This window comes from Stenotrophomonas sp. SMYL89 (assembly GCF_036319985.1).
Taxonomy (GTDB): Bacteria; Pseudomonadota; Gammaproteobacteria; order Xanthomonadales; family Xanthomonadaceae; genus Stenotrophomonas; species Stenotrophomonas maltophilia_Q.
Genome location: NZ_JAWIRW010000005.1, coordinates 238,554 through 260,702 on the forward strand (window position 1 = coordinate 238,554; position 22,149 = coordinate 260,702).

Consider the following 22,149-nt stretch of genomic DNA (forward strand, 5'->3'; position numbering starts at 1 on the left):
GGTTACTTGCCCTGGCCTGTGGTGCGGTTGGCATTGTTCTTCTGTTCCTGCGCGGCAGCCGCGCGTGATTCGGCGATACCCACCGCGCGTGCCGCCGCGGCCTTTTCGTCTTTCTGCAGTTCCAGCGGCTGGAACGACCCCTCCGGCGCCAGCCAGCCACCACTGAATCCGGCCCGCTCCAACCCCTTGCGGATGTACGGGTTCTTCTTCATCACTTCCCAGACGAAGTCGTTGCGGTAGTTGGCGATCATGGTCAGGATCGGGCCCTGGTCGATGGCGATGTAGTCGCTGGCGACCCAGCCGCGATCAGGCACCACGCGGCCGGTCTTGATCGGGATGTCGTAGTTGAAGCTGGGGTTGAACGAATCCAGGAAGCCGTAGCTGGAATAGATGTAGTCGCCGTATCGCTTGTGCATCTCCAGCGTGGCCGGGATCACCTGTTCCGGCGCGAACACCACCGACGCGATCGCGGCAGTCGGCGCGATGGTGCCGTCATCGAAGTTCTCGCGCAGGCCGGCGCCGCGCGAAGAGTAATGGCGGAACTGGCGCTGCTCGCCACGATACTCCTGCGTGGTGTTCTGCGGGCCATCGCTGGCGGTCAGGCCCCACACGTTCTCGCCGTAATCCTTCCACTGCATCGGGTTGGCGATGGCGTATTCGCGCTGGGCCAGCGCGGCCGAGCGGCTGTTGAGGAAGTAGGTGCTGCCGCGCTCGCGCATGTACGCGTCCTGGATGTCGCGGAAGTCGATCCAGACGTGGCTGTACTGGTGGCCGAACAGCGGGCCGAAGGACAGGTATTCCTGGCCCTGGTAGACACCCCAGTCGTTGTCATAGGTACGCGTCCAGACCGTCCACGCGTCCGGGCTGACCGGGTGCGTCGGCGACCCCAGGGCGAGGATGTAGACCATCATCGCCTCGTTGTAGCCCATCCAGTCATGGTCGATGAAGCCACTCTCGGGGAACCAGCCCATCGAGATCAGCGGCGCACGCTGCTGCAGCCAGGGCCAGTCGACCTTCTTGTACAGGGTGTCTGCGATCTGGCGGATCTCCTTCTCGCGCGGATCGTCTCCGTCGTAGTACGACTGCGCGAACAGCACGCCCATCATCAGCAGCGCCGTATCCACCGAGGACAGTTCGACCCAGCTGTCGTAGCGACGACCTTCCTGCATGTCCAGGAAGTGGTAGTAGAAACCCTTGTAGCCGGCCTTGCCGGTACGCTGCGGGCCCATCGGCACGTCGCGGAAGAACTTCAGCGTGGTCAGGGTGCGGTCGATCGCCTGGTTGCGGCTGACCCAGCCGTTCTCGATGCCGATCGGATAGGCAGTCAGTGCGAACCCAACCGAGGCGATGCTGGCGAACGGCCGCGACGGATAGCGGTCCGGGGTCAGCCCGTTGATCTCGTTGGTGGTGTCCCAGAAGAACTGGAAGGTGCGGCGCTCGATGTCATCGAACAGCGGCGGCAGCTCAGGTTTCATCGGCCGCGGTGGTGCGTCGGCCTCGATCAGGATCACCGGTGGGCGCGGCTTGGCAGGCTCCTGCTGGGCCGGCTGGCAGGCGGCCACGGCCAGGCTCAACGCTGCGGCGGACAACAGATGGCGTGCCTGCATGGCGCGGTTCCTCCGGTGGTCTGATCGATGGGAAAGCATAACGTCCAATGATCTGAAATCGTTTACAAGGTGCGTTCTTAAAAAACCACGAACATCGTGGCCTGACACCGCGATCATTGCCCACGCCGCTGCCCCCTGGCCGGCAGCGGCGTGGGCAATGGACCGGCACGGAGCCGGCCATTGCCGTTTTCACGCGATCGATGCCGCCGGCGAACCGGCGGCATCTGGGTCGTGCATCTACATCCGGGCTTAGAAGCGGAAGCCCACTTCGGCCTTGACCTGGCGCGGCGTACCGACGATGTCGCCGGTCTCGTTGTAGCTCGCGGTCAACTTGCCATTCTTGTAGTAGTTGTAGTTCGAGAAATTGTCGAAGTTGAACACGTTGATGATGTCGATACGCGCATACAGCTCGGTATCGCCCGGCATCTTGAACGTCTTCGTCGCCTGCAGGTCGACCGAGCGATAACCGAAGATCTTGCCACCCAGCAGGAACTTGCCGTTGCCACCCGGAACCGCCGCCATCGGGGTCGGCAGGTCGAAGCCATTGGCCTGCGGCACGCCGTACCAGTCGTTGATCGCGGTCGGGGTGGCCAGGGTGATCTTGCCACCGAAGGTGATGCCCCAGAAGCCCGCATACGAACCGGTCACCACCAGGCGGTGACGCGGCGCGCCGTTGGAGCGGATGGTCGGGTAGTCACCGATCACGCCACGGTCGAACGCGTAGTGCTCGTTGATGTCACGGTTGTGGCGGGCGGTGGTCCAGGTATAGGCGATGGAGGTGCCCCAGCCGCTTTCCTGGGTGAACGGCTTCTGCGCCGACAACAGGATCTGGGTCGCACGGGTCTTGATGCCCTGCTGGCCGATGATCAGGCTGCCGAAGCCCGGCACGTTGCAGCTCCACGCCTGGCTCAGGCCGGCCTCGGTGCCACCGCACAGGCGCGGGTCATCGAAGAAGTTGCCGGTCGGGTAGCGGTTACCCAGGGTGAAGGCAAAGCCATCGTAGGTCAGCGTGCGCGCGATGGTGGCGTCGGTCAGCCAGTCACCGATCTGGTTGCTCATGCCCAGGCTGAACTGGTCAGCGTAGGGCACCTTGAGATTGTTGTTCAGCAGGTCGACTTCCAGGCCGGCGTTGCTGGTCGAACCGACCAGACTCTGCAGGTTGCCGATACCGTTGAGCAGGTTCGGATTCCAGTCATAGCAGGCGGCGTTGCCCTGGAAGCACTGGCCGGTGGCTGGGTTGCGGAAGTAGATGGTCGGCTGCGGCAGGGCCAGCTTGGTGGTTTCCAGCTGCAGGTAGTCGAACAGGTCACGGTCGTAGGAACGGCCGGCACCACCGTGGATCACGTGCTGCTCGTCGGCATTGATGTCATACGAGAAACCCAGGCGCGGCTGCCAGGCATTCTTGAATGCCTTGCGGTTGTGGCCGTTGCTGATGTAATCGTTGATGTTCAGGCCGCTCAGCGCCAGCGTGTCGGCGTAGCTCTGGCCAGCGGCGGCACGCGGATCCTGCGCGAACAGCGCATTGACCACTTCCGGCGGGGTCACGAAGTCCAGATAGGACGGGTTCTTCTCGTAGTCCCAACGCAGGCCGAGGTTCAGCTGCAGGTGGTCGTTGACCTGCCAATCGTCCTGGATGAACAGGCCGATCTGCTTGACCTTCGAACGCACTTCACCCGACACGCCGGACACGCCGGTGACCGGCTTCACGAACTGCGCCTTGTACGGGATGCTGTCAGGGAAGGCCGGGTTGTCGATGGTGTAATAGAACTGCGGATTGATCTGCGCCGCATCGGAGGCGTACAGGTCGATCTGCTTGTACTTGGCGCCCATCTTGATGGTGTGGTCGCCAGCCCACTCGATACCGTCCAGGGTCAGGTTGTCTTCGATCGACCAGCCCTTCTGGCCCTTTACCTGCGACGACATCGCCGAGGAACCACCGATCGAGACGATGGCGCGCTCCTCGCTCTTGCCGTCCGGCGCGGTGTAGTTGAAACCGTTGCCCATGCTCAGCGGCTTGGGATTGTTGAACGAATCCTCGTGGGTCACCATCAGCTCGTTGTAGTAACGCTCACCGCTGTGGTTCCAGCGCAGCGCGTAACGACGGTCGGTGTTCTTGGTTTCCTTGCCGTGCATCGGCGCGGTCTGGTCCGAGAACTGCTGCTGGGTTTCATCGCGGTCCTGGAAGGTCAGTTCCAGGCGATCGTTGTCGGTCGGCTCGAAGTCGACCTTGGCGAAGATCAGGTCCTGCTGGAACGGCTGGCTGGCCGGGCCCAGGCCGGCCTGGGCATCAGCCGGGACGCGGTTGGCCTTGTTGGTCACCGCACCATGCGGTGCGATGGTCACCGGCAGATCGAAGCGCTTGGCTTCATAGGTCACGAAGAAGTGGGCCTTGTCCTTGACGATCGGGCCGCCCAGGGCGAAGCCGTATTCCTTCTCGGCAGAATCCTCCTTGCCCTTGCCCGGCTGACGCTCGGCCGGGGTCATCGCGCGCATGCTGTCGTTGGTATAACGGTAGAAGGTTTCACCCTTGAACTCGTTGGTACCCGACTTGGTCGCGGCCGTGACCGCTGCACTGGACACCTGGCCGTACTCGGCCTTGTAGTTGCCGGTGATGACCTTGTACTCGCCGATGGCCAGCTGCGGGAACGGGTTACCGGCACTGCCGGACTGGCCGGCCACGCCGCCGCCCTTGACGTAGCTCTTCTGGCCCACACCGTCGATGTAGACGTTGGTGCCGTCGGAGTTGGTGGCACCGCCGCGCAGCGAGGTGTTGCCCTTGGCGTCGCGGGTGAAGATCATGCCCGGCACCGCGTCAGCGAACTCCAGGAAGTTGCGCGAGACCTGCGGGGTGGTCTGGATCTGCTGCAGGCTGACGGTCTTGCCGACTTCGGACGTGCGCACTTCCTGCAGCAGGGTCGGCGCGACGACGTTGACAGTGTCCAGGTTGGTCGCCGCGGTCGAACCCGGCGTGCTGCTGGCGGCACCGGCAAAGTTCAGGGTGGCGGTCGAAGCCACGGTGACGGTGACCTTCTGCGACTGGCCGTTGGCGACCACGTCGTAGGTGCCCGGGTCCAGGCCCATCAGCGAGTAGCTGCCATCGGCACGGACGGTGCCGCGACGGACGGTACCAGTGGCCACGTTGGTGGCGGTGACTTCAGAGCCAGCCTGGGCGCCGGCAACCTGGCCGCGCAGGCTGGCGTTGGCCGACTGCGCCATGACGTTCGGAGCAGCGGCCAGCATCAGGCAGCTGACCAGTGCGGTGCTCAGCAGCCGGCGCGCCGGCGTGCGGAAGGTGGTATGCATCATCAACTCAATCTCCGGGTGGCGGTGACCGCTCGCGCGGTCCCTGCGATCAATCAAAAAAGAAGGAACGCCTCTGGCTTCAACGGCCCGATGGCGGAGTGGTGGAATCGCGAACTATCAAGCGGGGAACCAGGGTCTGCTTGTCCCCTGTCCCATCCGTGGAGGTGCCGTCCATCAACTGCATCAGGCGCGTCATGGCCCGATCGCCGAGCTCGGCGATGCTGACCTGCATGGTGGTCAGCGACGGGTGGACGAAACGCGCCAGTGGAATGTCATCGAAACCCGCCAGGGCGACATCGGACGGCACATGGACCCCTGCCTGCGTGAAGGCATACAGGCACCCCAGGGCCATCATGTCGTTGGCGGCAAACACGGCATCGGGCAGCGCTCCGGCTGCCAGCAACTCCTGACCGGCGCGATGGCCGGAAGCTTCGTCGAAATCACCGGGCAGCTCGATGCCTTCGGCGTCACTGCCGAAAGCCGCCAGCGCGTCACGGAAGCCGCGCAGGCGCTCGCGCGCGTCGAAGTTGAGGTCCGGGCCAGAAATGAAAGCGATGCGGCGGTGACCGGCATCGAGCAGATGGCGGGTCATCGCCATCGCACCGGCATGGTCATCGATGCTCAGCACCGGGTGGTCCTGCCCGGGCAGATAGGTGTTGATCAGCACCGTCGGCAACGACTGCGGCAGGTTGTCGGTCAGGAAGCCGGGGCTCTCGGCATAGGGCGAAAGCACCAGCAGGCCGTCGACGCGGCCGCGCATGGCACGCAGGGCCGCGCCCTGCTGTTCCTGGTCACCGTGGTAGCTGGACACCAGCAGGTGCTGGCGGCGGTTGCGGGCGACGTTGTCGATGCCGCGCATCAGCTCGGAGAAGAATTCGCCGTACAGGTCAGGCAGCACCACGCCCACCGTATTGGTGCGGCGGCTGCTCAGGCTGCGGGCGGCGGCGTGCGGGGTGTAACGCAGCCGTGCGGCCACCTCCAGCACAAGCTGGCGGACCGGTTCGGCGACATTTTCATGCCCGTTGAGCGCGCGGGAAACCGTGGCCACGGAGACCCGGGCTTCGCGTGCGACGTCTTTGATTGTGATAGCTGCCTTGTTCACGAAGCCGCCCTCCACGGCTTGGACCTACCAGCATTGGCGCGGAATGTAAGCGTTTCCATCTGGGCTTGTAAACAGTCCGTTAGGCGAATGTCCTGAAATGGACATGGAAATCTGTCTGTGGCAGGCCCGCAGAGGGACCCGCCAGGACAGCGTGGGACAAGGGCTCAGCCCTGTTCTGACGGGGTCAATGCGCGAATGGACAGCGCGTGGATGTCGGTCTCCATCATCACCCCCAGCGCGGCATAGACAGCGCGATGCCGGGCCAGCGGACCCAGTCCCGCGAAGCGTTCGCTGACGATATGCAGGTTGAAGTGACCGCGGCCATCCCTCGCACCCGCGTGGCCGGCATGCCGATGGCTGTCGTCTTCGATTTCCAGCACGCTGGGGGCCAGCGCCTGTTGCAGTGCGTCACGCATCCGCTCGATCCGCTCCGCGTTCACGGCAGGACCTTGCGGAACGGACGCACCTGTACATGGGTGTAGACGCCCGCGGCGACGTAAGGGTCGGCATCGGCCCAGGCCTGGGCCTGCACGACCGACTCGAACTGCGCGATCACCACAGAACCACTGAAACCGGCCGGGCCCGGGTCCTCGCTGTCCACTGCCGGGCACGGCCCGGCCAGCAGCAGGCGGCCTTCGTCGCGCAGCGCGTGCAGGCGCGCCAGGTGTTCCGGCCGCGCCTGCAGCCGCTGCGCCAGCACATCCTGGCCGTCATAGCCTTCAATCACATACCACACGGCATTTCCTCGCTTGCGTTGTCGGGTGCGCAGATTCTAGCCAATGCGGCCCCCGCCCCGGCCCGGCTGGACACTGGCGCGACAAAGGCTTACCCTAGGCTCCATTGCACGTGGCTGGATGCAGCAGCCCGTCGGTTTTTGCGGCCAACGCAGCCCCCGACGACCGTCCCGCTGCTTCAAACCGGCCCACCTGGCCGGGCCACGTAGACGACCTCCCCGTAGTTCCGTCGCTGCCGTTTCCTGCGGCGCGTCCTGCTGTTTGATATGTGTGGAATCGCGCCGATCCCGGCGTGTCTGGTGCCCTGGGGCTCCGTGGCCCTGGCCCGGCGAACCCGGTGCCGCGACTGGTCCGTTGCAATCCTGATGTCCATTAGATGACTTCCGAACTCGCGCTCGACGCGAACCCGCCAACCCGGCCGCCCGCCCCCCAGCAGCAGGAAATGCCGCTGGCCGTGGTGCATGGGCAACCGGTCCTGCAGATTCCGCAGGACCTGTACATTCCCCCGGATGCGCTGGAAGTCATCCTGGATGCCTTCGAAGGCCCGCTGGACCTGCTGCTGTACCTGATCCGCCGCCAGAACCTGGACGTACTGGACATTCCCGTGGCCGAGATCACCCGGCAGTACGTGGAATACATCACCGTGATGCGCGAGCTGCGCTTCGAGCTGGCCGCCGAGTACCTGGTGATGGCCGCGATCCTGGCCGAAGTGAAGTCACGCATGCTGCTGCCGCGCCCGGTCAGCGAAGACGGCGATGAGGCCGATCCGCGCGCCGAGCTGGTGCGCCGGCTGCAGGAGTACGAACGCTTCAAGCAGGCTGCCGAGGACATCGACGCCCTGCCCCGCCAGGACCGCGACACCAGCGTGGCCCATGCCTTCATGCCCGACCGCGCTGCGGTGAAGCTGCCGCCACCGGTCGACCTGAAGGAAATGCTGCTGGCCCTGCACGACGTGCTCAAGCGCGCCGAGCTGTTCAGCGGCCACGCCATCAAGCGCGAGGCGCTGAGTGTGCGCCAGCGCATGGGCGACGTACTGGGTCGTCTGGAAGACGGCAAGTTCTATCGTTTTGAAGGGCTGTTCACTGCTGAAGAAGGCAAGCTGGGCGTGCTGGTCACGTTCCTGGCGGTGCTGGAACTGGCCAAGGAACAGCTACTGGACATCGTCCAGGAAGAACCGCTGGCGCCGATCTACGTGAAGTCCCTGGCCGCCGGCAACACCAATGCCCCGCTGCAGTTCAGCAGCGAGTTCGACGACAACGACGCCGCCAACGAGAACGAGTGAGCGCTGACTGCCGATGGACCAAACGCTGATCAACCGCATTGTCGAGGGCGCCCTGCTGGCCTCCAGCCAGCCGCTCACCCTGGCCCAGCTGAAAGACCTGTTCCCGGAAGAAGAGCCGGCACCGCCGGGCAGCATCGAACGTGCGCTTGAGCGCCTGCGCGAAGCCTGCGAAGGCCGTGGCGTGGAACTGGTCGAGGTCGCCTCCGGCTTCCGCTACCAGGTGACCGGCGAAGTGCATGGCTGGATCAGCCGGCTGTGGACCGAACGCAAGACCCGCTACACCCGTGCCACCCTGGAAACCCTGGCGCTGATTGCCTACCGGCAGCCGATCACCCGTGGCGAGATCGAGCAGGTGCGCGGCGTGGCGGTCAGCAGCAACATCATCCAGGCGCTGGAAGAACGCGAGTGGATCCGCGTGGTCGGTCACCGCGATGTGCCCGGCAAGCCGGCGCTGTTCGGCACCACCAAGGGCTTCCTGGACTACTTCGGCCTGAAGCGCCTGGACGAGCTGCCGCCGCTGTCGGAACTGAAGGACCTGGGCGAGCTGGAACCGCAGCTGGCCCTGGACCGTGATGCACCGGCCGCCGCCAGTGCCGACGGTCCAGACATTTCGGCTCGCGCCGATGGCGCTGCCGCGAACGATGACACCGGCCTGGCCGGCAGCGACACCCCCGATTCCGCCGATGCAGCGTCTGCGTCGGCTTCCGATGAGCAAGCACCTTCGCCCCTCGATGATGGGCACCCCGATTCCGCGCCGGGCGAGCGCGCGGTGACCCTGAACGAACGCGAAGACAACGCCGTCGCGATGACGACCGTGGCTGTTGACCAAGCCGATTCCGAACCAGAGGCCGACCTCGAAACCGTCGGCCGGAGCAAAACTGATGAGTGACACCCCCCGTAACAAGCTCTCGCTCAAGCGTGAAGCCACCTCCGAACAGTTCAAGCTGGAAGAGCGCCTGCACAAGGTGCTGGCCCAGGCTGGCCTGGGTTCGCGCCGCGCGCTGGAACAGCGCATCGCCGAAGGCCTGGTCAAGGTCAACGGTGAAGTCGCGCAGACCGGCATGTCGGTCAAGAGCGGCGACAAGATCGAGCTGGATGGCCGCGGCTTCGTCGCCACCGCCCTGGCCGAACCGTCGCGCGTGCTGGTCTACAACAAGCCGGAAGGCGAAGTGACCACCCGCGAAGACCCCGAAGGCCGCCCGACCGTGTTCGAGTCGCTGCCGCCGCTGAAGGGCGCGCGCTGGATCGCGATCGGCCGCCTGGACATCAACACCACCGGCCTGCTGCTGGCCACCACCGACGGTGAACTGGCCAACGCCATGATGCACCCGTCGTTCGAGGTCGAGCGCGAGTACGTGGTGCGCGTGCGTGCCCCGGAAGGCGAGGAGAAGGTCTCCGACGCCATCGTCGACCGCCTCGCCCGCGGCGTGGCGCTGGAAGACGGCCCGGCCAAGTTCGACGAGATCGAACGCATCGGCGGTACCGATTCACACGACTGGTTCCGCGTCGTGGTGAAGGAAGGCCGCAACCGCGAAGTGCGCCGCCTGTGGGAATCGCAGGGCTGCCAGGTCAGCCGCCTGAAGCGCACCCGCTACGGCAAGGTGAGCCTGCCGCGCGAACTGGCCCGTGGCCATTCGGTGGAACTGGGCACCACCCAGGTGGAAGCCCTGCGTGCGCAGCTGAAGCTGGAAGAAGGCGCGCCGTCGGCGCTGACCCTGCAGCCGGTGATCGGCCAGCGCCGCGCCGCCAAGACCACCGTGCGCGTGCGCGAAGGTGGCCGTGGCAATGCCTACGTCAATGGCCACAACACGGCCGATGAAGGCCGCGAGCTGCGTCGTTTCGACAACGTCCGCGAAGACCGCGGCCGTGGTCGCGGCGGCAAGGGCGGCGGCTTCAAGGGCGGCCTGACCGTCAGCGGTGAAGCGGCGGCCAAGCAGTCGCAGAAACCGTTCAAGCAGCGCGCACCGAAGAACGACCGCTCGCTGCCGGAAGGCAACCCGGCCGCGTTCCGCACCTGGTACGTGCCGGACGGCGTGAGCACCGGCCCGAGCGGCCATCGCAACGCCGGTCCGGGCGCACGTGGCCCGGGTGCCCGTGGTCCGGGCGCGGGTGGCCAGGGCCGTCCGTACGGCAAGCCGAAGGGTCCGGGCGCTGGCGCCGGTGGCGGCCAGGGCCGTGGCGGTTTTGGCGGTGAAGGCCGTGGCGGCGCAGGCGGCCAGGGCCGTCCGGCCGGTAGCGGCAACCGCTCGCAGGGCCAGGGCAACAAGCACCCGTACGGCCATCCGGGCAACGCCCCGAGCTTCCCGTCCGACCACGCCACCCCGGGCTTCAACCCGTATGGCAGCCCCAAGCCGGCACACGGCGCCCGTCCGGGCGGTCGCGGTCCGGGCGGTGGCAACAACCGTGGCCCGGGCGGCAATCGCGGCCCCGGCGGTCCGGGTGGCAACCGTGGCCCGGGTGGCCCCGGCGGCAACCGCGGTCCGGGCGGCCCGCGCCGCAGCGGCCCGCGCGGCGGCTGATCGCTGGCACGCATGAAATGAAAAACCCCGGCGCAGGCCGGGGTTTTTCTTTAAAGAGCGTGGCGCTGGAAGGCGGCAGGTGTGGTGCCGGTCATGCTGCGGAAGAAGGCGATGAACGGACTCTCGGCGGAGAAGCCAGTGTCCTGCGCCACATGCGCGACGCGATGGCCGAGCAGCAGCAACTCCATGGCCCGCATCAGTCGCCATTGCTGGCGCCAGGCCTGATAGCCCATGCCGGCATCGCGTTGCATCAACCGGCCGACCGTGCGCACGCTCAGGCCCGCACGCGCGGCGAGCTCGCCCAGTTCGGGCGGCAACTGCTCGGCCAGCGGCAGGCAACGTGCGATCCGTGGATCACGCGGCAGAGGCAGGTCCATCGGCGCCACCGGTGCAGCAGCGATCTCCAGCACGCACAGCGCCAGTTGATGGTGCGCGTGCGGTGCCCGCCAGTCATGGTCGAACGGTGCCTGCGCGATCGGTTCCAGCAAGGCCTGCAGCAGCGGCCCCACGCCGATGATCGCCGGCTGCCGGGGCAGCTGGGCCGACAGGGTGGCGTTGAAGTACAACGAACGGTAGTCGACCGCCTGGCGCATCTGCGCGCGATGGCGCAGCCCGCCCGGAATCCACGCCGCGCGGGCGGGTGGTAGCAGGCTGATGCGATCACCGTAGGTGAGGCGCGTACAGCCCTGCCGGGTGTACAGCAATTGCGCACGTGCATGCTGGTGCCAACCCGAGTCGTGATCTGCCAATGAGGCCGCGATCCCCAGCACTGGAGCGCTCCAGGCATCGGCGTCGAAATACGCGTCCGGTTGCAACCAGGCCATGTCCGATTTCATACATTTAATGACAGGATAGAGAGAGTGCGCCATTGCACGCGCCACCACAATGCGCGGCCCTGTTTGCGGAGCGCCCGCATGTCGCGTCGCCTGTTGTTGCTTACCATCGCGCTGCTGATGTTCCCCCAGCTTGCGCAGACCCTGTACAGCCCTGCCCTGGCCGACCTCGCCGGGCGCTTCGCACTGCCCCCTGCCGCCGCCAGCCAGGCCATGAGCCTGTACCTGTTCGGTTTCGCCGCCGGTGTCCTGCTATGGGGGCGGCTGGCCGACCATATCGGCCGTCGCCCTGCCCTGCTCTGCGGCCTGGCCGTGTTCGCCCTGGCGGCCTGCGGCGGCCTGCTGGCCAGCACTTTCGGCCAGGTCCTGCTGGCACAGGCACTGGCCGCACTGGGTGCGGCGGCGGCCTCGGTCGTCACCCAGACCGTACTGCGCGACCACCTGCAGGGACCCGCGTTGGCGCAGGCGTTCTCGTGGATCGGCATGGCGCTGGCCTTGAGCCCGGCGATCGGGCTGGCACTGGGTGTGCTGCTTGTGAACGGCCATGGCTATGCCGGCGTGCAGGCCGGCCTGCTGCTGATGGTCATCCTGCTGATGCTCGGATGCACATCCGGCCTGCAGGAGAGCCGCCCTGCCGAAGTCGTGCACACGCCCCTGCTGCCACTGTTGTGGCAACTGCTGCGTGATCGCTGGATCTGGTCGCAGGCGCTGCTGGTGATGGCGTTCAACGTGGCCATGTACAGCTGGTACGCGCTGGGCCCCTTCGTGTTCGAACGCCTGCACTGGCCGCTGGCCTGGTTCGGTGCCAGCGGCGCGGTGCTGGCACTGGGCTCGGCGCTGGGTGCATGGGGCAATGCTCGCCTGCTGCGCGCAGGCATTGCCTCGGCCACGCGCATCCGGCTCGCCGCGGGACTGGTGCTGGCCGGCGGGCTGTTGGCTGCATTGCTGCGCAATCAACCGGCACTGGTCGCGGCGATGGTACCGGTGGTGGCCGGTTTCGGCCTGGCCATTCCCAATGTGCTGGGCCAGGCCCTGCGCGGATACCCGCACTGCCTGGGCAGCGCAGGCGCCCTGTTCGGCCTGCTCTACTACCTGCTGATCGGCGCAGCGATGGCCGTGGTCGGTGCACTGCAACTGCCGGCACCGACCCTCATCCTGTGCGGCCTGCTGGCCCTGTGGCTGCAGCGGCCGGCACGGCTCAGCGCCGGCTGATGGTGAAGGCGGCGCCGTCCACGCCCAGATCCCAGCCCTTGCCGGTGCCGGACAGGGCCAGCGAAATATCGCCCTTGGTCATCACCTGCGCATTGCTGGACTTCACCGCACCAGCATGCGCGCCGACCGACGCGTAAGTGCCCAGCAGCTCGTTGACGCTCACGGCGCCGGTGAAGCTGCCGCGGCCATTGGTGATCTTCGACTTGCCGACCGTCAGGCCGCCGCCCTTCATCTCGATGCGCACCGGCATGCTGGCGCCATTGCTGCAGGTGACCGTGCCATTGCCGGATGCGGTCTTGTAGATCAGCGACCAACCGGACAGGTTGTAACGCAGCTCGCAATCGAGGTTGCCGGCAGCGTGTGCGGCCGGCGCCAACGATGCGGCGGACAGGGCCAGCAGCAGTGCGAAGGACTTGTTCATGGCAGGACTTCCAGTTCGGTCGGACTGGTGGCGAATCTAGCAGCGCGCGCGTGCAGGTTGGATGCAGGCGCGCGCGCTGGTGCGGCAGCGTTCAGGCCTGCTCGTCGAGGTGGAAAGCATCGGCGTCAAGCATGGCCGGGAAGCGCGCGCGATGTGCGGCCAGCGCCTCGGCCGAAATGGTGGTGGTGACCACCTGTTCACGCTCACGGATTTCCACCTGCGGCTGGCCGAGGAAATCCAGAACCGCGCTGTCGCCGGCGTAATGCAGCTGGTTGCCGTCGACACCGACGCGGTTCACCGCCGCCACGAAGCACAGGTTCTCGATCGCCCGTGCACGCAACAGGGTCTTCCACGCGTAGGCACGCGCCGACGGCCAGTTGGCGACGAAGATCTGCAGGTCGAAGTCCAATTGCCCGGGACGCTCGACGTTGTAGCGGTTGCGGCAGAATACCGGGAAACGCAGGTCGTAGCAGACCTGCGGATTGATCCGCCAGCCTTTCCATTCCACGCTCAGGCGCTCACGGCCAGCGGCATAACGCTCGTGCTCGCCGCCATAGCGGAACAGGTGGCGCTTGTCGTAGTACTGCAGCCCGCCATCAGGCGTGGCAAACAGCAGGCGGTTGTAGACGCCTTCACCATCACGCAACTGCACGCTGCCGATCACCGCCGCGTCCAGCGCCTTCGCCTGTTCGCGCACCCAGGCCACGGTCGGGCCGTCCATGCCTTCGGCCTGGGCGATGGCGTCGTTGGAGAAGCCACTGGTGAAGGTCTCAGGCAGGATCACCAGATCGGTGGTGCCCGCCAGCGGTGCCAGCAGCGCGCCGTAGTAGGCGCGGTTGCCCGCCGGGTCATGCCAACGGGTATCGCCCTGGACGAGGGAAATGCGCAGGTCCTGCATGGTCACTGCTCCGCTCACAGCAGCCGCAGGCGTTCGATCGCCGCGTCCATGGTCGCTTCGTTCTTGGCAAAGCACAGGCGCACCAGGCGCTGGCCGGCCGGCGGGTTCTCGTAGAACGGCGACAGCGGGATGGCGGTCACGCCCTTCTCGATGGTCAGCCACTTCACGAACTCGTGGTCCGGCAGGTCACTGATGGCCGAGTAGTCGACCAGCTGGAAGTAGCCGCCCGGCACCGGCAGCGGCTTCAGGCGGGTGCCGGCCAGCTGCTCGCGGAAACGGTCGCGCTTGGCCTGGTAGAACGCGCCCAGCTCCAGATGGTGTTCCGGCTCGTCGCGGATCATCGCGGCGAAACCGTACTGCGCCGGGCCGAAGCTGGTGAAGGTGTTGTACTGGTGCACCTTGCGGAACTCGGCGGTCAGCGCCGGCGGCGCGATTGCATAGCCGATCTTCCAGCCGGTGCAGTGGTAGGTCTTGCCGAAGCTGGAAATGACGAACGCGCGCTCGCGCAGTTCCGGGTAGCGCAGCGCCGATTCATGGCGACGGCCGTCATAGATGATGTGCTCATACACTTCATCGGAAATCAGGTAGATCTGCGTGCCGCGCAGCAGTTCGGCCAGCGCCTGCATGTCCTGGGCCGACAGCATCGCACCGGACGGGTTGTGCGGGGTGTTGACGATCAGCATGCGGGTACGCGGGGTGATCGCTGCACGCACGCGGTCCCAATCAACCGCGAATGTCTGCGGGTCCAGCGAAACGTGCACGGCCCTGGCACCGGCAAGGTCGATCGCCGGTTCATAGCAGTCATAGGCCGGGTCGAGCACGATCACTTCTTCGCCGGCACGCACCACGGCGTGGATGGCGTTGAAGATGGCCTCGGTACCGCCACTGGTGACGGTGATCTCGCTGTCCGCATCGACCTGCGCGCCGTAGCAGTCCAGTGCCTTCTGCGCGATGGCCTGGCGCAGCGGCGCCACGCCGGTCATCGGCGGGTACTGGTTGAACCCGGCGGCCATCGCCTTGGCGGTCTCATCGATCAGGCGCTGCGGCGCGGAAAAGTCCGGGAAACCCTGGCCGAGGTTGACCGCGCCGTGTTCGGCAGCGAGCTGGGACATCACGGTGAAGATCGTGGTACCGACCTTGGGCAGCTTGGTGTTGGGTTGCATCGGCCTGGAGTCTGGGGGAACGAGGCCCAGAAGTGTACGAAATCCACGCTGCGACTGTGGGTTCAGCCGGTAGCGCCGGGTCATGCCCGGCGGGGGGTTTGAATTGTCTTGCGGGCGCCGGGGCGGGCCCGGCGCGGGGGGGCCGCGCCCCCCCCCCCGCCCCCGCGCCCCCCCCCCCCCCGCTACCGGGACAGCATTCACCGCTACAATTGCCGCCGCACTCCGGCATGAAGACCCCTGCCCCTTGAACACCCCTGCATTGCTGGCCGCCAGCGGCCTGAGCTTCTCCCGCAATGACGAGCCGGTGTTCGGCCCGCTGGACTTCCATGTGGACGCCGGCGAAGCCCTGCTGGTGCAGGGCGGCAATGGTGCCGGCAAGACCACCCTGCTGCGCGTGCTGGCCGGCCTGGCCCGGCCCGGCGCCGGTCAGGTGCGGATCGACGGCAAGCCGGCCAGCAATGCCGAGCGTGCACGCTACGTGGCCTACCTCAGCCACCTGCCGGCCTTGAAGCCGGACCTGGATACGCTGGAGAACCTGCATTTCCTGTGTGGCCTGCACGGCCGTCGTGCGCGGCAGATGCCGGGCAACGCGCTGGCCATCGTCGGCCTTGCCGGCTACGAAGACACCCTCGTGCGTCACCTGTCCGCCGGGCAGAAGCGGCGCCTGGCGCTGGCGCGCATCTGGCTGTCGCCGGCGCCGCTGTGGCTGCTCGACGAACCCTATGCCAACCTCGACCTGGAGGGCATCACCCTGGTCAACCGGATGATCTCGGCGCACCTGCGCGCCGGTGGCGCGGCACTGGTCACCACCCACGGCGCCTATGCCGCACCGCCCGTGCGTACCCGCCAGCTCGACCTCGGCGGTGCCGCATGATCGCGCCGGGCACCGAACCGGGCCTGTGGCAGACTGCGGGTGCGCTGCTCAAGCGCGACCTGCGCCTGCTCTGGCGCCGTCGCGGCGATGCGCTGCAGCCGCTGCTGTTCGCGGTGCTGGTGGTGGTGCTGTTCGCATTGGCCCAGGGCCGCGAACCGAAACTGCTGAGCGCCACCGCTGGCGCGGTGCTGTGGCTGGCGGTGCTGCTGGCCGGGCAGCTGTCGCTGGATTCGCTGTTCCGTTCCGATGCCGAGGATGGCTCGCTGGAGCAATGGCTGCTGGCGCCGGTACCGCTGGCCTGGCTGGTGCTGGTGCGCGTGCTGCTGCACTGGGCGACCACCGCCCTGCCGCTGATCATCGTCAGCCCGTTGCTGGCGGAAATGCTGCATCTGCCGCATGACCAGCTGCCGATGTTGCTGGCATCGTTGCTGCTGGGAACACCGTTGCTGAGCCTGATCGGTGGCGTGGTCGCAGCACTGACCGTAGGCATCCGGCGCTCTGGTATTCTCGTGGCGTTGCTGTCGTTGCCGCTGTACGTGCCGGTGCTGGTGTTCGGCGCAGGCAGCCTGGCGGCAGCCGGACGCGGACAGGATCCGGTCGGTGCGCTGCTGATGCTGGGCGCCGGCCTGCTGGTCGCACTGGTGCTGGCACCACTGGCCACTGCTGCTGCAATACGTATTTCTCTGAGTTGACCGAGCTGAGAGCCAATCCACCCCTGCTGGATAGCCGCCACGCATGAATCCGATTGTCCGCTGGTTCCACCAACTCGGTTCACCGCCCACGTTCGACCGTTTCGCTGACCGCTGGTCGCGGGTGTTCTACCTCGCCGCGGTGCCGGTGCTGCTGGTCGGCATGTGGCAGGCGCTGCTGGTGGTGCCGCCGGAGGCCAAGCAGCTGGACAGCTTCCGCATCCTCTACATCCACGTGCCCAGTGCCTGGATGAGCCTGTTCGTGTTCGCGCTGATGGCGTTGTATGCGGCCATCGCGCTGATCTGGCGGATCAAGGTCTGCGAGATCCTGGCCATGGCCTGTGCGCCGATGGGCGCCGGCTTCACCCTGATCACCCTGCTGACCGGCAGCATCTGGGGCAAGGGCACCTGGGGCACCTGGTGGGACTGGGACCCGCGCATGACCAGTGAGCTGGTGCTGCTGTTCCTGTACCTGGGCGTGATCGGCCTGTACCACGCCATCGAGGACCGCCGCAGCGCCGCGCGCGCGGCCGGCCTGCTGGCCATCGTCGGCGTCAGCCTGCTGCCGGTGATCCGCTATTCGGTGGACTGGTGGGGTGGCCTGCATCAGCGCCAGTCGATCAACGTATTCGGTGAATCGGCGATCAGCAGCGCGATGATCGCGCCGCTGTGGTGGATGGTGATCGGCACCAAGTTCTGGTTCGCCGGTTCGGTGCTGGCCAAGGCACGCGCCGACAACCTCGACCGCGAGGCCGGCAAGGCCTGGGTCGGTGGCCGGGTCGATGCCGCACGCGCGGCCGGGGAGGCCCAGCCATGACCCACCTGCCCTATGTGATCGGCGCCTACGCCGTGTTCGTGCTGGTACTCGGCGCCGATGCCATCGGTTCGTGGCTGCGCCTGCGCGTGGCACGCCGGCTGGCACTGGCCCGCCAACAACGGCAGCAGACCCGCGCCGGCAGGCAGGACGCAGTGGCGTCGCTGCCGACGGAGCTGGAACGATGACGCCGGTGCAGCGTCGCCGCCTGGCCTGGGTGCTGCTGGCCCTGCTCGCTTCCGGCCTGGCCACCGCACTGGTGGCGATGGCGCTGGAACGCAACATTGCCTACCTGTACACGCCCGCCGAAGTACTGCGCGGCGATGTCGATGCACAGTCGCGCTTCCGCTTGGGCGGCATGGTGGTGAAGGGCTCCTTCAACCGGCCGGTCGGCTCGCTGGAGGCGCGCTTTGAAGTGACCGACGGCGATGCACAGCTGGCGGTGACCACATCGCGGATCCTGCCGGACATGTTTGCCGAAGGCACCGCCGTGGTCGCCAGTGGCCGCCTGCAGGACGGTGTCTTCGTCGCCGACGAAGTGCTGGCCAAGCACGATGAAAAGTACGTGCCGAAGGAAGTGGCGGACAAGATGGGCGATGCCCATCGCAAGCACGACGTGCCGGTGACGGCGCCCGAGGTGCGCTGAGTGCTGCCCGAACTGGGTCAGATCCTGCTGTTGTGTGCGTTGCTGGCCTCGCTGCTGCAGGCCGGCCTGCCGCTGGTGGGCGCGCATCGCAACAACACGGCGTGGATGGCGGTGGCACGGCCGGCCGCCTTCGCGCAGCTGCTGCTGCTCGCCGGTGCGTTCGCGGCGCTCACCGCCGCGTTCGTGCAGCAGGACTTTTCGGTGCGCTACGTGGCCGAGAATTCCAATTCGCTGCTGCCGATGATCTACCGCTATTCGGCGGTATGGGGCGCGCATGAGGGCTCGCTGCTGATGTGGGCACTGGTGCTGGCGCTGTGGACCGGCGCGGTGGCGCTGTTCTCCCGGCACCTGCCTGCACCGGTGCAGGCGCGCGTACTGGCGGTGATGGGCATCGTCAGCGTCGGCTTCCTCGCCTTCCTGATCTTCACCTCCAACCCGTTCCTGCGCCTGAACCCGGCGCCGCTGGAAGGCCGCGACCTCAACCCGCTGCTGCAGGACCCGGGCCTGATCATCCATCCGCCGATGCTGTACATCGGTTACGTGGGCTTTGCGGTGCCGTTCGCGTTCGCGGTGGCCGCGCTGCTGGAAGGCCGCGTCGACGCGCGCTGGCTGCGCTGGACGCGGCCGTGGACCAACGTTGCCTGGGGCTTCCTGACCCTCGGTATTGCGTTGGGCAGCTGGTGGGCCTACTACGAGCTGGGCTGGGGTGGCTGGTGGTTCTGGGACCCGGTGGAGAACGCCAGCTTCATGCCATGGCTGGTCGGTGCGGCGCTGATCCATTCGCAGGCCGTCACCGAAAAGCGCGGCACCTTCGGCAGCTGGACGTTGTTGCTGGCGATCGCCGCCTTCGCGCTGTCGCTGCTGGGCACCTTCCTGGTGCGCTCCGGCGTGCTGACCAGCGTGCATTCGTTCGCCGCCGATCCGTCGCGCGGCCTGTTCATCCTGGTGTTCCTGTCGGTGCTGGTCGGCGGCAGCCTGCTGCTGTACGCGCTGCGCGCCAGCCAGCTGAGCGTGGACGCGGATGATCCGCGCCGCGGCTTCACCGCCACCTCGCGCGAGACCCTGCTGCTGGCCAACAACCTGCTGCTGGCCAGCGCCTGCGCCATGGTCCTGCTCGGCACGCTGTATCCACTGCTGGCCGATGCACTGTCGCTGGGCAAGATTTCGGTCGGGCCGCCCTACTTCGGCAGCCTGTTCCTGCTGCTGATGGCCCCGATGATCCTGCTGCTGCCGTTCGGCCCGCTGGTGAAGTGGCAGCGCGACCAACCTTCGCGTGCATTCGCGCTGCTGGCGCCATGGCTGGGGCTGGCCGTGCTGCTGGGCGCTCTGGCTTGGTGGCAGGCACCGCAGAACGGCTGGAAGGCCGGTATCGGCGTGGCCGCTGCGGCCTGGGTCGCGCTCGGCACCGCACGCTTCGTCTGGCAGCGCCTGCGCGGCAATGGCCGCTTCACCGCCGAGATGCTCGGTATGATCGTCGCCCACGCCGGCATCGCCGTGTTCCTGGCCGGCGCACTGCTGGTGGAAGCCTTGAACGTGCAGCGCGAAGTGGCGCTGGCGCCGGGCCAGCAGCTGGTGGTCGGTCGCTACGAAGTCCGCTTCGAGGGTGTGGACCACCGCGAAGGCCCTAATTTCATCGCTGATCGCGGCCATCTGCGGGTGTTCCGCAACGGCCGCGAGCAGGCCCTGCTGCATCCGGAGAAGCGCCAGTACGCCAGTGGCGGCCAGGTGATGACCGAGGCCGGCATCGATGCACGCTTCGACGGTGATGTCTACGTGGCATTGGGCGAGCCGCTGGGCAACAATGCATGGGCGGTACGGGTGCACATCAAGCCGTTCGTGCGCTGGATCTGGCTGGGTGCGCTGCTGATGGCCCTGGGCGGATTCATCACCGCCGCCGACCGCCGTTTCCGTCGTCCGTAGGAGTTCCCATGTCCGAGTCCCCCGCCCCGCGCCCCTCCCGCCCGCTGCCGCCGGTAGCCATCGTGATCGGCGTGCTGTTCTTCTTCGGCCTGCTCGGGCTGATGATCTACGGGGTGATGAAATCGGGCGATCCGCAGCGCGACGTGCTGCCCTCGGCGCTGATCGACAAGCCGGCACCGGCGTTCGCGCTGCCGGTGCTGCACGACCCGGAAATGATCGTGCACAGCGACGACCTGCGCGGTGCGCCCTACCTGCTGAACGTATGGGGCAGCTGGTGCGCGGCCTGCCGCGAGGAACACCCGGTGCTGACCCGCTTCGCCGAGAGCAAGCGCGTGCGCGTGATCGGCTACAACTGGAAGGATGACCCCACCGACGCGCTGCACTGGCTGGAACAGCTGGGCAACCCGTTCATGGTGGTGCTCAGCGATGTCGAAGGCCGCACCGCGATCGACTGGGGCGTGACCGCTGCACCGGAAACCTTCCTGGTAGACGGTAGTGGCGTCGTGCGCTGGAAATACAGCGGCGCGATGACCCAGCGCGTGGTCGACGAGAAGCTGATCCCGGCGCTGGAGAAGATCGAGAAGGCCCAGGGCAATGCCGGCAACACCCTGCACACGGCGCCTTGAGCCCATGCGCTGGCTGCTGGCGCTGCTGCTCCTGATGCTGCCACTGGCCGTGCCGGCCCAGCAGCCGCTGCACGATCCGCAGCCGCTGCAGTTCCGCGATGGCGCCGAGGAACGCCGCTTCCATGACCTGGCCGCGCAGCTGCGCTGCGTGCAATGCCAGAACCAGTCGCTGGCCGATTCCAACGCACAGATCGCCCAGGACCTGCGCCGCGAGGTGCTGCAGCTGATGCAGCAGGGCCACGACGATGCGCAGATCAAGCAGTTCCTGGTCGCGCGCTATGGTGAGTTCGTTCTCTACCAGCCACCGCTGCAACCAGGCACCTGGCTGTTGTGGGGGGGGCCGCTTCTGGTACTGGGTGCGGGCGCACTGGTGATGCTGGGGATCGTCCGCCGTCGTGGACGCACGGTCGGCGCCGCGCCGGCCGGCAAGGCCGATGAAGGAGATGGATGGTGAGCCACTGGCTGCCGATGCTGGCCGGCCTGGTCGCTGCGCTGGTGGCAGCGCTGGTGCTGTGGCCGCTGCGCCACCACGGTCGCCGCGGTTTCGCGGTGGGCGTGATTGCACTTGGCGTGGCCGGTGCCTGCCTTTACCTGCTGGTGGGCGATCCGCGCGCCGCACAGGTGCAGCCGGCGCCCTCGGTGGCGACGCTGCGCGATGGCGTGCAGGCCCTGCAGGATGCGTTGGAGCGTGACCCACAGCGGGCCGATGGCTGGACCCTGCTGGGTCGTTCGCAGGCCGAACTGGGCAATGCCTCAGCTGCGGCGGGCGCGTTCGCGCGGGCCGCAGCATTGGCACCGGATGATCCGGGCGTACTGGTGGAAGCCGCGCAGGCACGTGCGCAGGCCGACGCCGGCAAACAATTCGATGACACCGCAATGGCCTGGTTGCAGCAGGCGCGCACACTGGCACCCGATGCCGAGCGCGCAAGCTGGCTGCTCGGCATCGCCCTGCGCCAGCGGGGCCGGAATGCCGAAGCCGCCGACGTCTGGAGCAGCCTGCTGCCGCGACTGGAACCGGGCGCCGCACAGGCACTGCAGGCACAGATCGCAATCGCCCGCGAAGCTGCCGGCCAGGCACCTGATGCTGCCGCTGCTACGCCGCAGGCGCTGCTGCAGGTGCGCGTGCAGCTGCCTGCAATGAAGGCGAACGAGTGGCCAGCCAGCACCCAGGTGTTCGTGCTGGCCCGTGCCGTCGGCGGCCCGCCGATGCCGGTGGCCGCGCGCAAGCTGCCGCTCGCCGGCTTCCCGGCCACGGTCGGGCTGGGCGACGGTGACAGTCCAATGCCGACCGCACCGCTGTCGGCACATCGCGAAGTGGAAGTGCTGGCACGCATCTCGCGTACCGGTAGCGCCAACCGCAGCGAGGGCGACCTGCAGAGCGTGCCGGTGAAGGTGAGCCTGCCGCATGACGGCGTGGTTGAGCTGCGGTTTCCCTGACCTGTAGCGGGGGGGCCCGACGCGGCGCCGCCCACGGGGGGCGCGCGGGCCGGAGAGAGACGCCCGCCC

Annotated in this window: 22 protein-coding genes; 13 read left to right on the forward strand and 9 right to left on the reverse strand. The window is 67.2% G+C overall.

Annotated elements, in window-relative coordinates:
* Window positions 1–2: 2 nt before the first annotated feature.
* From V3B41_RS08770 to V3B41_RS08790, 5 genes are all read right to left on the reverse strand, one after another.
* Entirely contained in the window at window positions 3–1,607 is a 1,605-nt protein-coding gene (locus V3B41_RS08770) for a glucoamylase family protein (RefSeq protein WP_049430595.1), read from the reverse strand.
* Between the two features lie 249 nt (window positions 1,608–1,856).
* Window positions 1,857–4,913, reverse strand: coding sequence for a TonB-dependent receptor (locus V3B41_RS08775; protein ID WP_049430593.1), 3,057 nt, complete (start codon window positions 4,911–4,913; stop codon window positions 1,857–1,859).
* 76 nt (window positions 4,914–4,989) lie between these two features.
* Complete coding sequence (locus tag V3B41_RS08780; RefSeq protein WP_012480808.1) at window positions 4,990–6,027, reverse strand: LacI family DNA-binding transcriptional regulator; 1,038 nt, start codon at window positions 6,025–6,027, stop codon at window positions 4,990–4,992.
* A 149-nt stretch (window positions 6,028–6,176) separates the two neighbouring features.
* On the reverse strand, window positions 6,177–6,428 hold the full coding sequence (locus V3B41_RS08785; protein WP_197632419.1) for a BolA family protein: 252 nt from the start codon (window positions 6,426–6,428) through the stop codon (window positions 6,177–6,179).
* Window positions 6,429–6,448: 20 nt separating this feature from the next.
* The gene (locus tag V3B41_RS08790) at window positions 6,449–6,748 is read right to left on the reverse strand and encodes a YciI family protein (protein ID WP_049430587.1); all 300 of its coding nucleotides are present in this window, start codon (window positions 6,746–6,748) and stop codon (window positions 6,449–6,451) included.
* Window positions 6,749–7,122: 374 nt separating this feature from the next.
* Here V3B41_RS08790 and V3B41_RS08795 point away from each other — a divergent pair, with 374 nt between their 5' ends.
* The 3 genes from V3B41_RS08795 to V3B41_RS08805 are packed head-to-tail and all read left to right on the forward strand — an operon-like array spanning window position 7,123 to window position 10,547.
* On the forward strand, window positions 7,123–8,028 hold the full coding sequence (locus V3B41_RS08795) for a ScpA family protein (protein WP_049430585.1): 906 nt from the start codon (window positions 7,123–7,125) through the stop codon (window positions 8,026–8,028).
* A 13-nt stretch (window positions 8,029–8,041) separates the two neighbouring features.
* Window positions 8,042–8,917: an SMC-Scp complex subunit ScpB gene (gene scpB / locus V3B41_RS08800; protein ID WP_197620229.1), complete on the forward strand. Its 876-nt coding sequence runs from the start codon at window positions 8,042–8,044 to the stop codon at window positions 8,915–8,917.
* A complete protein-coding gene (locus V3B41_RS08805; protein ID WP_197620228.1) occupies window positions 8,910–10,547 on the forward strand; it encodes a pseudouridine synthase in 1,638 nt (545 codons plus the stop codon). Before scpB ends, V3B41_RS08805 begins: the two co-directional genes overlap by 8 nt.
* Window positions 10,548–10,597: 50 nt before the next feature.
* Here the strand turns inward: V3B41_RS08805 and V3B41_RS08810 are convergent, their stop codons facing one another.
* On the reverse strand, window positions 10,598–11,371 hold the full coding sequence (locus tag V3B41_RS08810) for a helix-turn-helix transcriptional regulator (protein ID WP_329860711.1): 774 nt from the start codon (window positions 11,369–11,371) through the stop codon (window positions 10,598–10,600).
* A 90-nt stretch (window positions 11,372–11,461) separates the two neighbouring features.
* Between V3B41_RS08810 and V3B41_RS08815 the strand changes: the two genes are divergently transcribed.
* Complete coding sequence (locus tag V3B41_RS08815) at window positions 11,462–12,592, forward strand: MFS transporter (protein WP_329860713.1); 1,131 nt, start codon at window positions 11,462–11,464, stop codon at window positions 12,590–12,592.
* On the opposite strand, the gene V3B41_RS08820 is transcribed toward V3B41_RS08815, so the two are convergent.
* From V3B41_RS08820 to V3B41_RS08830, 3 genes are all read right to left on the reverse strand, one after another.
* Window positions 12,579–13,013 (reverse strand): hypothetical protein, encoded by a 435-nt coding sequence (locus V3B41_RS08820; protein WP_295548648.1) that lies wholly within the window; start codon window positions 13,011–13,013, stop codon window positions 12,579–12,581. The genes V3B41_RS08815 and V3B41_RS08820 overlap by 14 nt on opposite strands.
* A 91-nt stretch (window positions 13,014–13,104) precedes the next feature.
* Window positions 13,105–13,911 (reverse strand): amidohydrolase, encoded by an 807-nt coding sequence (locus V3B41_RS08825; RefSeq protein WP_197632417.1) that lies wholly within the window; start codon window positions 13,909–13,911, stop codon window positions 13,105–13,107.
* A 14-nt stretch (window positions 13,912–13,925) separates the two neighbouring features.
* Window positions 13,926–15,074 (reverse strand): methionine aminotransferase, encoded by a 1,149-nt coding sequence (locus tag V3B41_RS08830; protein WP_197620224.1) that lies wholly within the window; start codon window positions 15,072–15,074, stop codon window positions 13,926–13,928.
* Window positions 15,075–15,318: 244 nt separating this feature from the next.
* Here V3B41_RS08830 and ccmA point away from each other — a divergent pair, with 244 nt between their 5' ends.
* From ccmA to V3B41_RS08875, 9 genes are read left to right on the forward strand one after another with little or no spacing between them, the layout of a single operon-like run.
* Complete coding sequence (gene ccmA, locus V3B41_RS08835) at window positions 15,319–15,948, forward strand: heme ABC exporter ATP-binding protein CcmA (RefSeq protein WP_005413987.1); 630 nt, start codon at window positions 15,319–15,321, stop codon at window positions 15,946–15,948.
* Window positions 15,945–16,640 (forward strand): heme exporter protein CcmB, encoded by a 696-nt coding sequence (ccmB, locus tag V3B41_RS08840; RefSeq protein WP_049430573.1) that lies wholly within the window; start codon window positions 15,945–15,947, stop codon window positions 16,638–16,640. Before ccmA ends, ccmB begins: the two co-directional genes overlap by 4 nt.
* 43 nt (window positions 16,641–16,683) lie before the next feature.
* Complete coding sequence (gene ccmC, locus V3B41_RS08845; RefSeq protein WP_329860718.1) at window positions 16,684–17,454, forward strand: heme ABC transporter permease CcmC; 771 nt, start codon at window positions 16,684–16,686, stop codon at window positions 17,452–17,454.
* Entirely contained in the window at window positions 17,451–17,639 is a 189-nt protein-coding gene (gene ccmD, locus V3B41_RS08850; protein WP_197620328.1) for a heme exporter protein CcmD, read from the forward strand. Before ccmC ends, ccmD begins: the two co-directional genes overlap by 4 nt.
* Window positions 17,636–18,097, forward strand: coding sequence for a cytochrome c maturation protein CcmE (gene ccmE / locus V3B41_RS08855; RefSeq protein WP_049430568.1), 462 nt, complete (start codon window positions 17,636–17,638; stop codon window positions 18,095–18,097). Before ccmD ends, ccmE begins: the two co-directional genes overlap by 4 nt.
* Complete coding sequence (locus V3B41_RS08860) at window positions 18,098–20,017, forward strand: heme lyase CcmF/NrfE family subunit (protein ID WP_329860721.1); 1,920 nt, start codon at window positions 18,098–18,100, stop codon at window positions 20,015–20,017. It begins immediately after the preceding gene.
* A gap of 8 nt (window positions 20,018–20,025) precedes the next feature.
* Window positions 20,026–20,643 (forward strand): DsbE family thiol:disulfide interchange protein, encoded by a 618-nt coding sequence (locus tag V3B41_RS08865; RefSeq protein WP_329860723.1) that lies wholly within the window; start codon window positions 20,026–20,028, stop codon window positions 20,641–20,643.
* Window positions 20,644–20,647: 4 nt separating this feature from the next.
* Window positions 20,648–21,097, forward strand: coding sequence for a cytochrome c-type biogenesis protein (locus tag V3B41_RS08870; RefSeq protein WP_295548660.1), 450 nt, complete (start codon window positions 20,648–20,650; stop codon window positions 21,095–21,097).
* Window positions 21,091–22,080 (forward strand): cytochrome C biogenesis protein, encoded by a 990-nt coding sequence (locus V3B41_RS08875; protein ID WP_197632413.1) that lies wholly within the window; start codon window positions 21,091–21,093, stop codon window positions 22,078–22,080. Before V3B41_RS08870 ends, V3B41_RS08875 begins: the two co-directional genes overlap by 7 nt.
* Window positions 22,081–22,149: the final 69 nt, after the last annotated feature.

Bases quoted from the DNA above. Each gene is read 5' to 3' on its own strand.
- V3B41_RS08770 (WP_049430595.1), bottom strand. From the start codon at position 1,607: ATGCAGGCACGCCATCTGTTGTCCGCCGCAGCGTTGAGCCTGGCCGTG.
- V3B41_RS08775 (WP_049430593.1), bottom strand. From the start codon at position 4,913: ATGATGCATACCACCTTCCGCACGCCGGCGCGCCGGCTGCTGAGCACC.
- V3B41_RS08785 (WP_197632419.1), bottom strand. From the start codon at position 6,428: ATGCGTGACGCACTGCAACAGGCGCTGGCCCCCAGCGTGCTGGAAATC.
- V3B41_RS08795 (WP_049430585.1), top strand. From the start codon at position 7,123: ATGACTTCCGAACTCGCGCTCGACGCGAACCCGCCAACCCGGCCGCCC.
- scpB (WP_197620229.1), top strand. From the start codon at position 8,042: ATGGACCAAACGCTGATCAACCGCATTGTCGAGGGCGCCCTGCTGGCC.
- V3B41_RS08805 (WP_197620228.1), top strand. From the start codon at position 8,910: ATGAGTGACACCCCCCGTAACAAGCTCTCGCTCAAGCGTGAAGCCACC.
- V3B41_RS08810 (WP_329860711.1), bottom strand. From the start codon at position 11,371: ATGGCCTGGTTGCAACCGGACGCGTATTTCGACGCCGATGCCTGGAGC.
- V3B41_RS08815 (WP_329860713.1), top strand. From the start codon at position 11,462: ATGTCGCGTCGCCTGTTGTTGCTTACCATCGCGCTGCTGATGTTCCCC.
- V3B41_RS08820 (WP_295548648.1), bottom strand. From the start codon at position 13,013: ATGAACAAGTCCTTCGCACTGCTGCTGGCCCTGTCCGCCGCATCGTTG.
- V3B41_RS08825 (WP_197632417.1), bottom strand. From the start codon at position 13,911: ATGCAGGACCTGCGCATTTCCCTCGTCCAGGGCGATACCCGTTGGCAT.
- V3B41_RS08830 (WP_197620224.1), bottom strand. From the start codon at position 15,074: ATGCAACCCAACACCAAGCTGCCCAAGGTCGGTACCACGATCTTCACC.
- ccmB (WP_049430573.1), top strand. From the start codon at position 15,945: ATGATCGCGCCGGGCACCGAACCGGGCCTGTGGCAGACTGCGGGTGCG.
- ccmC (WP_329860718.1), top strand. From the start codon at position 16,684: ATGAATCCGATTGTCCGCTGGTTCCACCAACTCGGTTCACCGCCCACG.
- ccmD (WP_197620328.1), top strand. From the start codon at position 17,451: ATGACCCACCTGCCCTATGTGATCGGCGCCTACGCCGTGTTCGTGCTG.
- ccmE (WP_049430568.1), top strand. From the start codon at position 17,636: ATGACGCCGGTGCAGCGTCGCCGCCTGGCCTGGGTGCTGCTGGCCCTG.
- V3B41_RS08865 (WP_329860723.1), top strand. From the start codon at position 20,026: ATGTCCGAGTCCCCCGCCCCGCGCCCCTCCCGCCCGCTGCCGCCGGTA.
- V3B41_RS08870 (WP_295548660.1), top strand. From the start codon at position 20,648: ATGCGCTGGCTGCTGGCGCTGCTGCTCCTGATGCTGCCACTGGCCGTG.
- V3B41_RS08875 (WP_197632413.1), top strand. From the start codon at position 21,091: ATGGTGAGCCACTGGCTGCCGATGCTGGCCGGCCTGGTCGCTGCGCTG.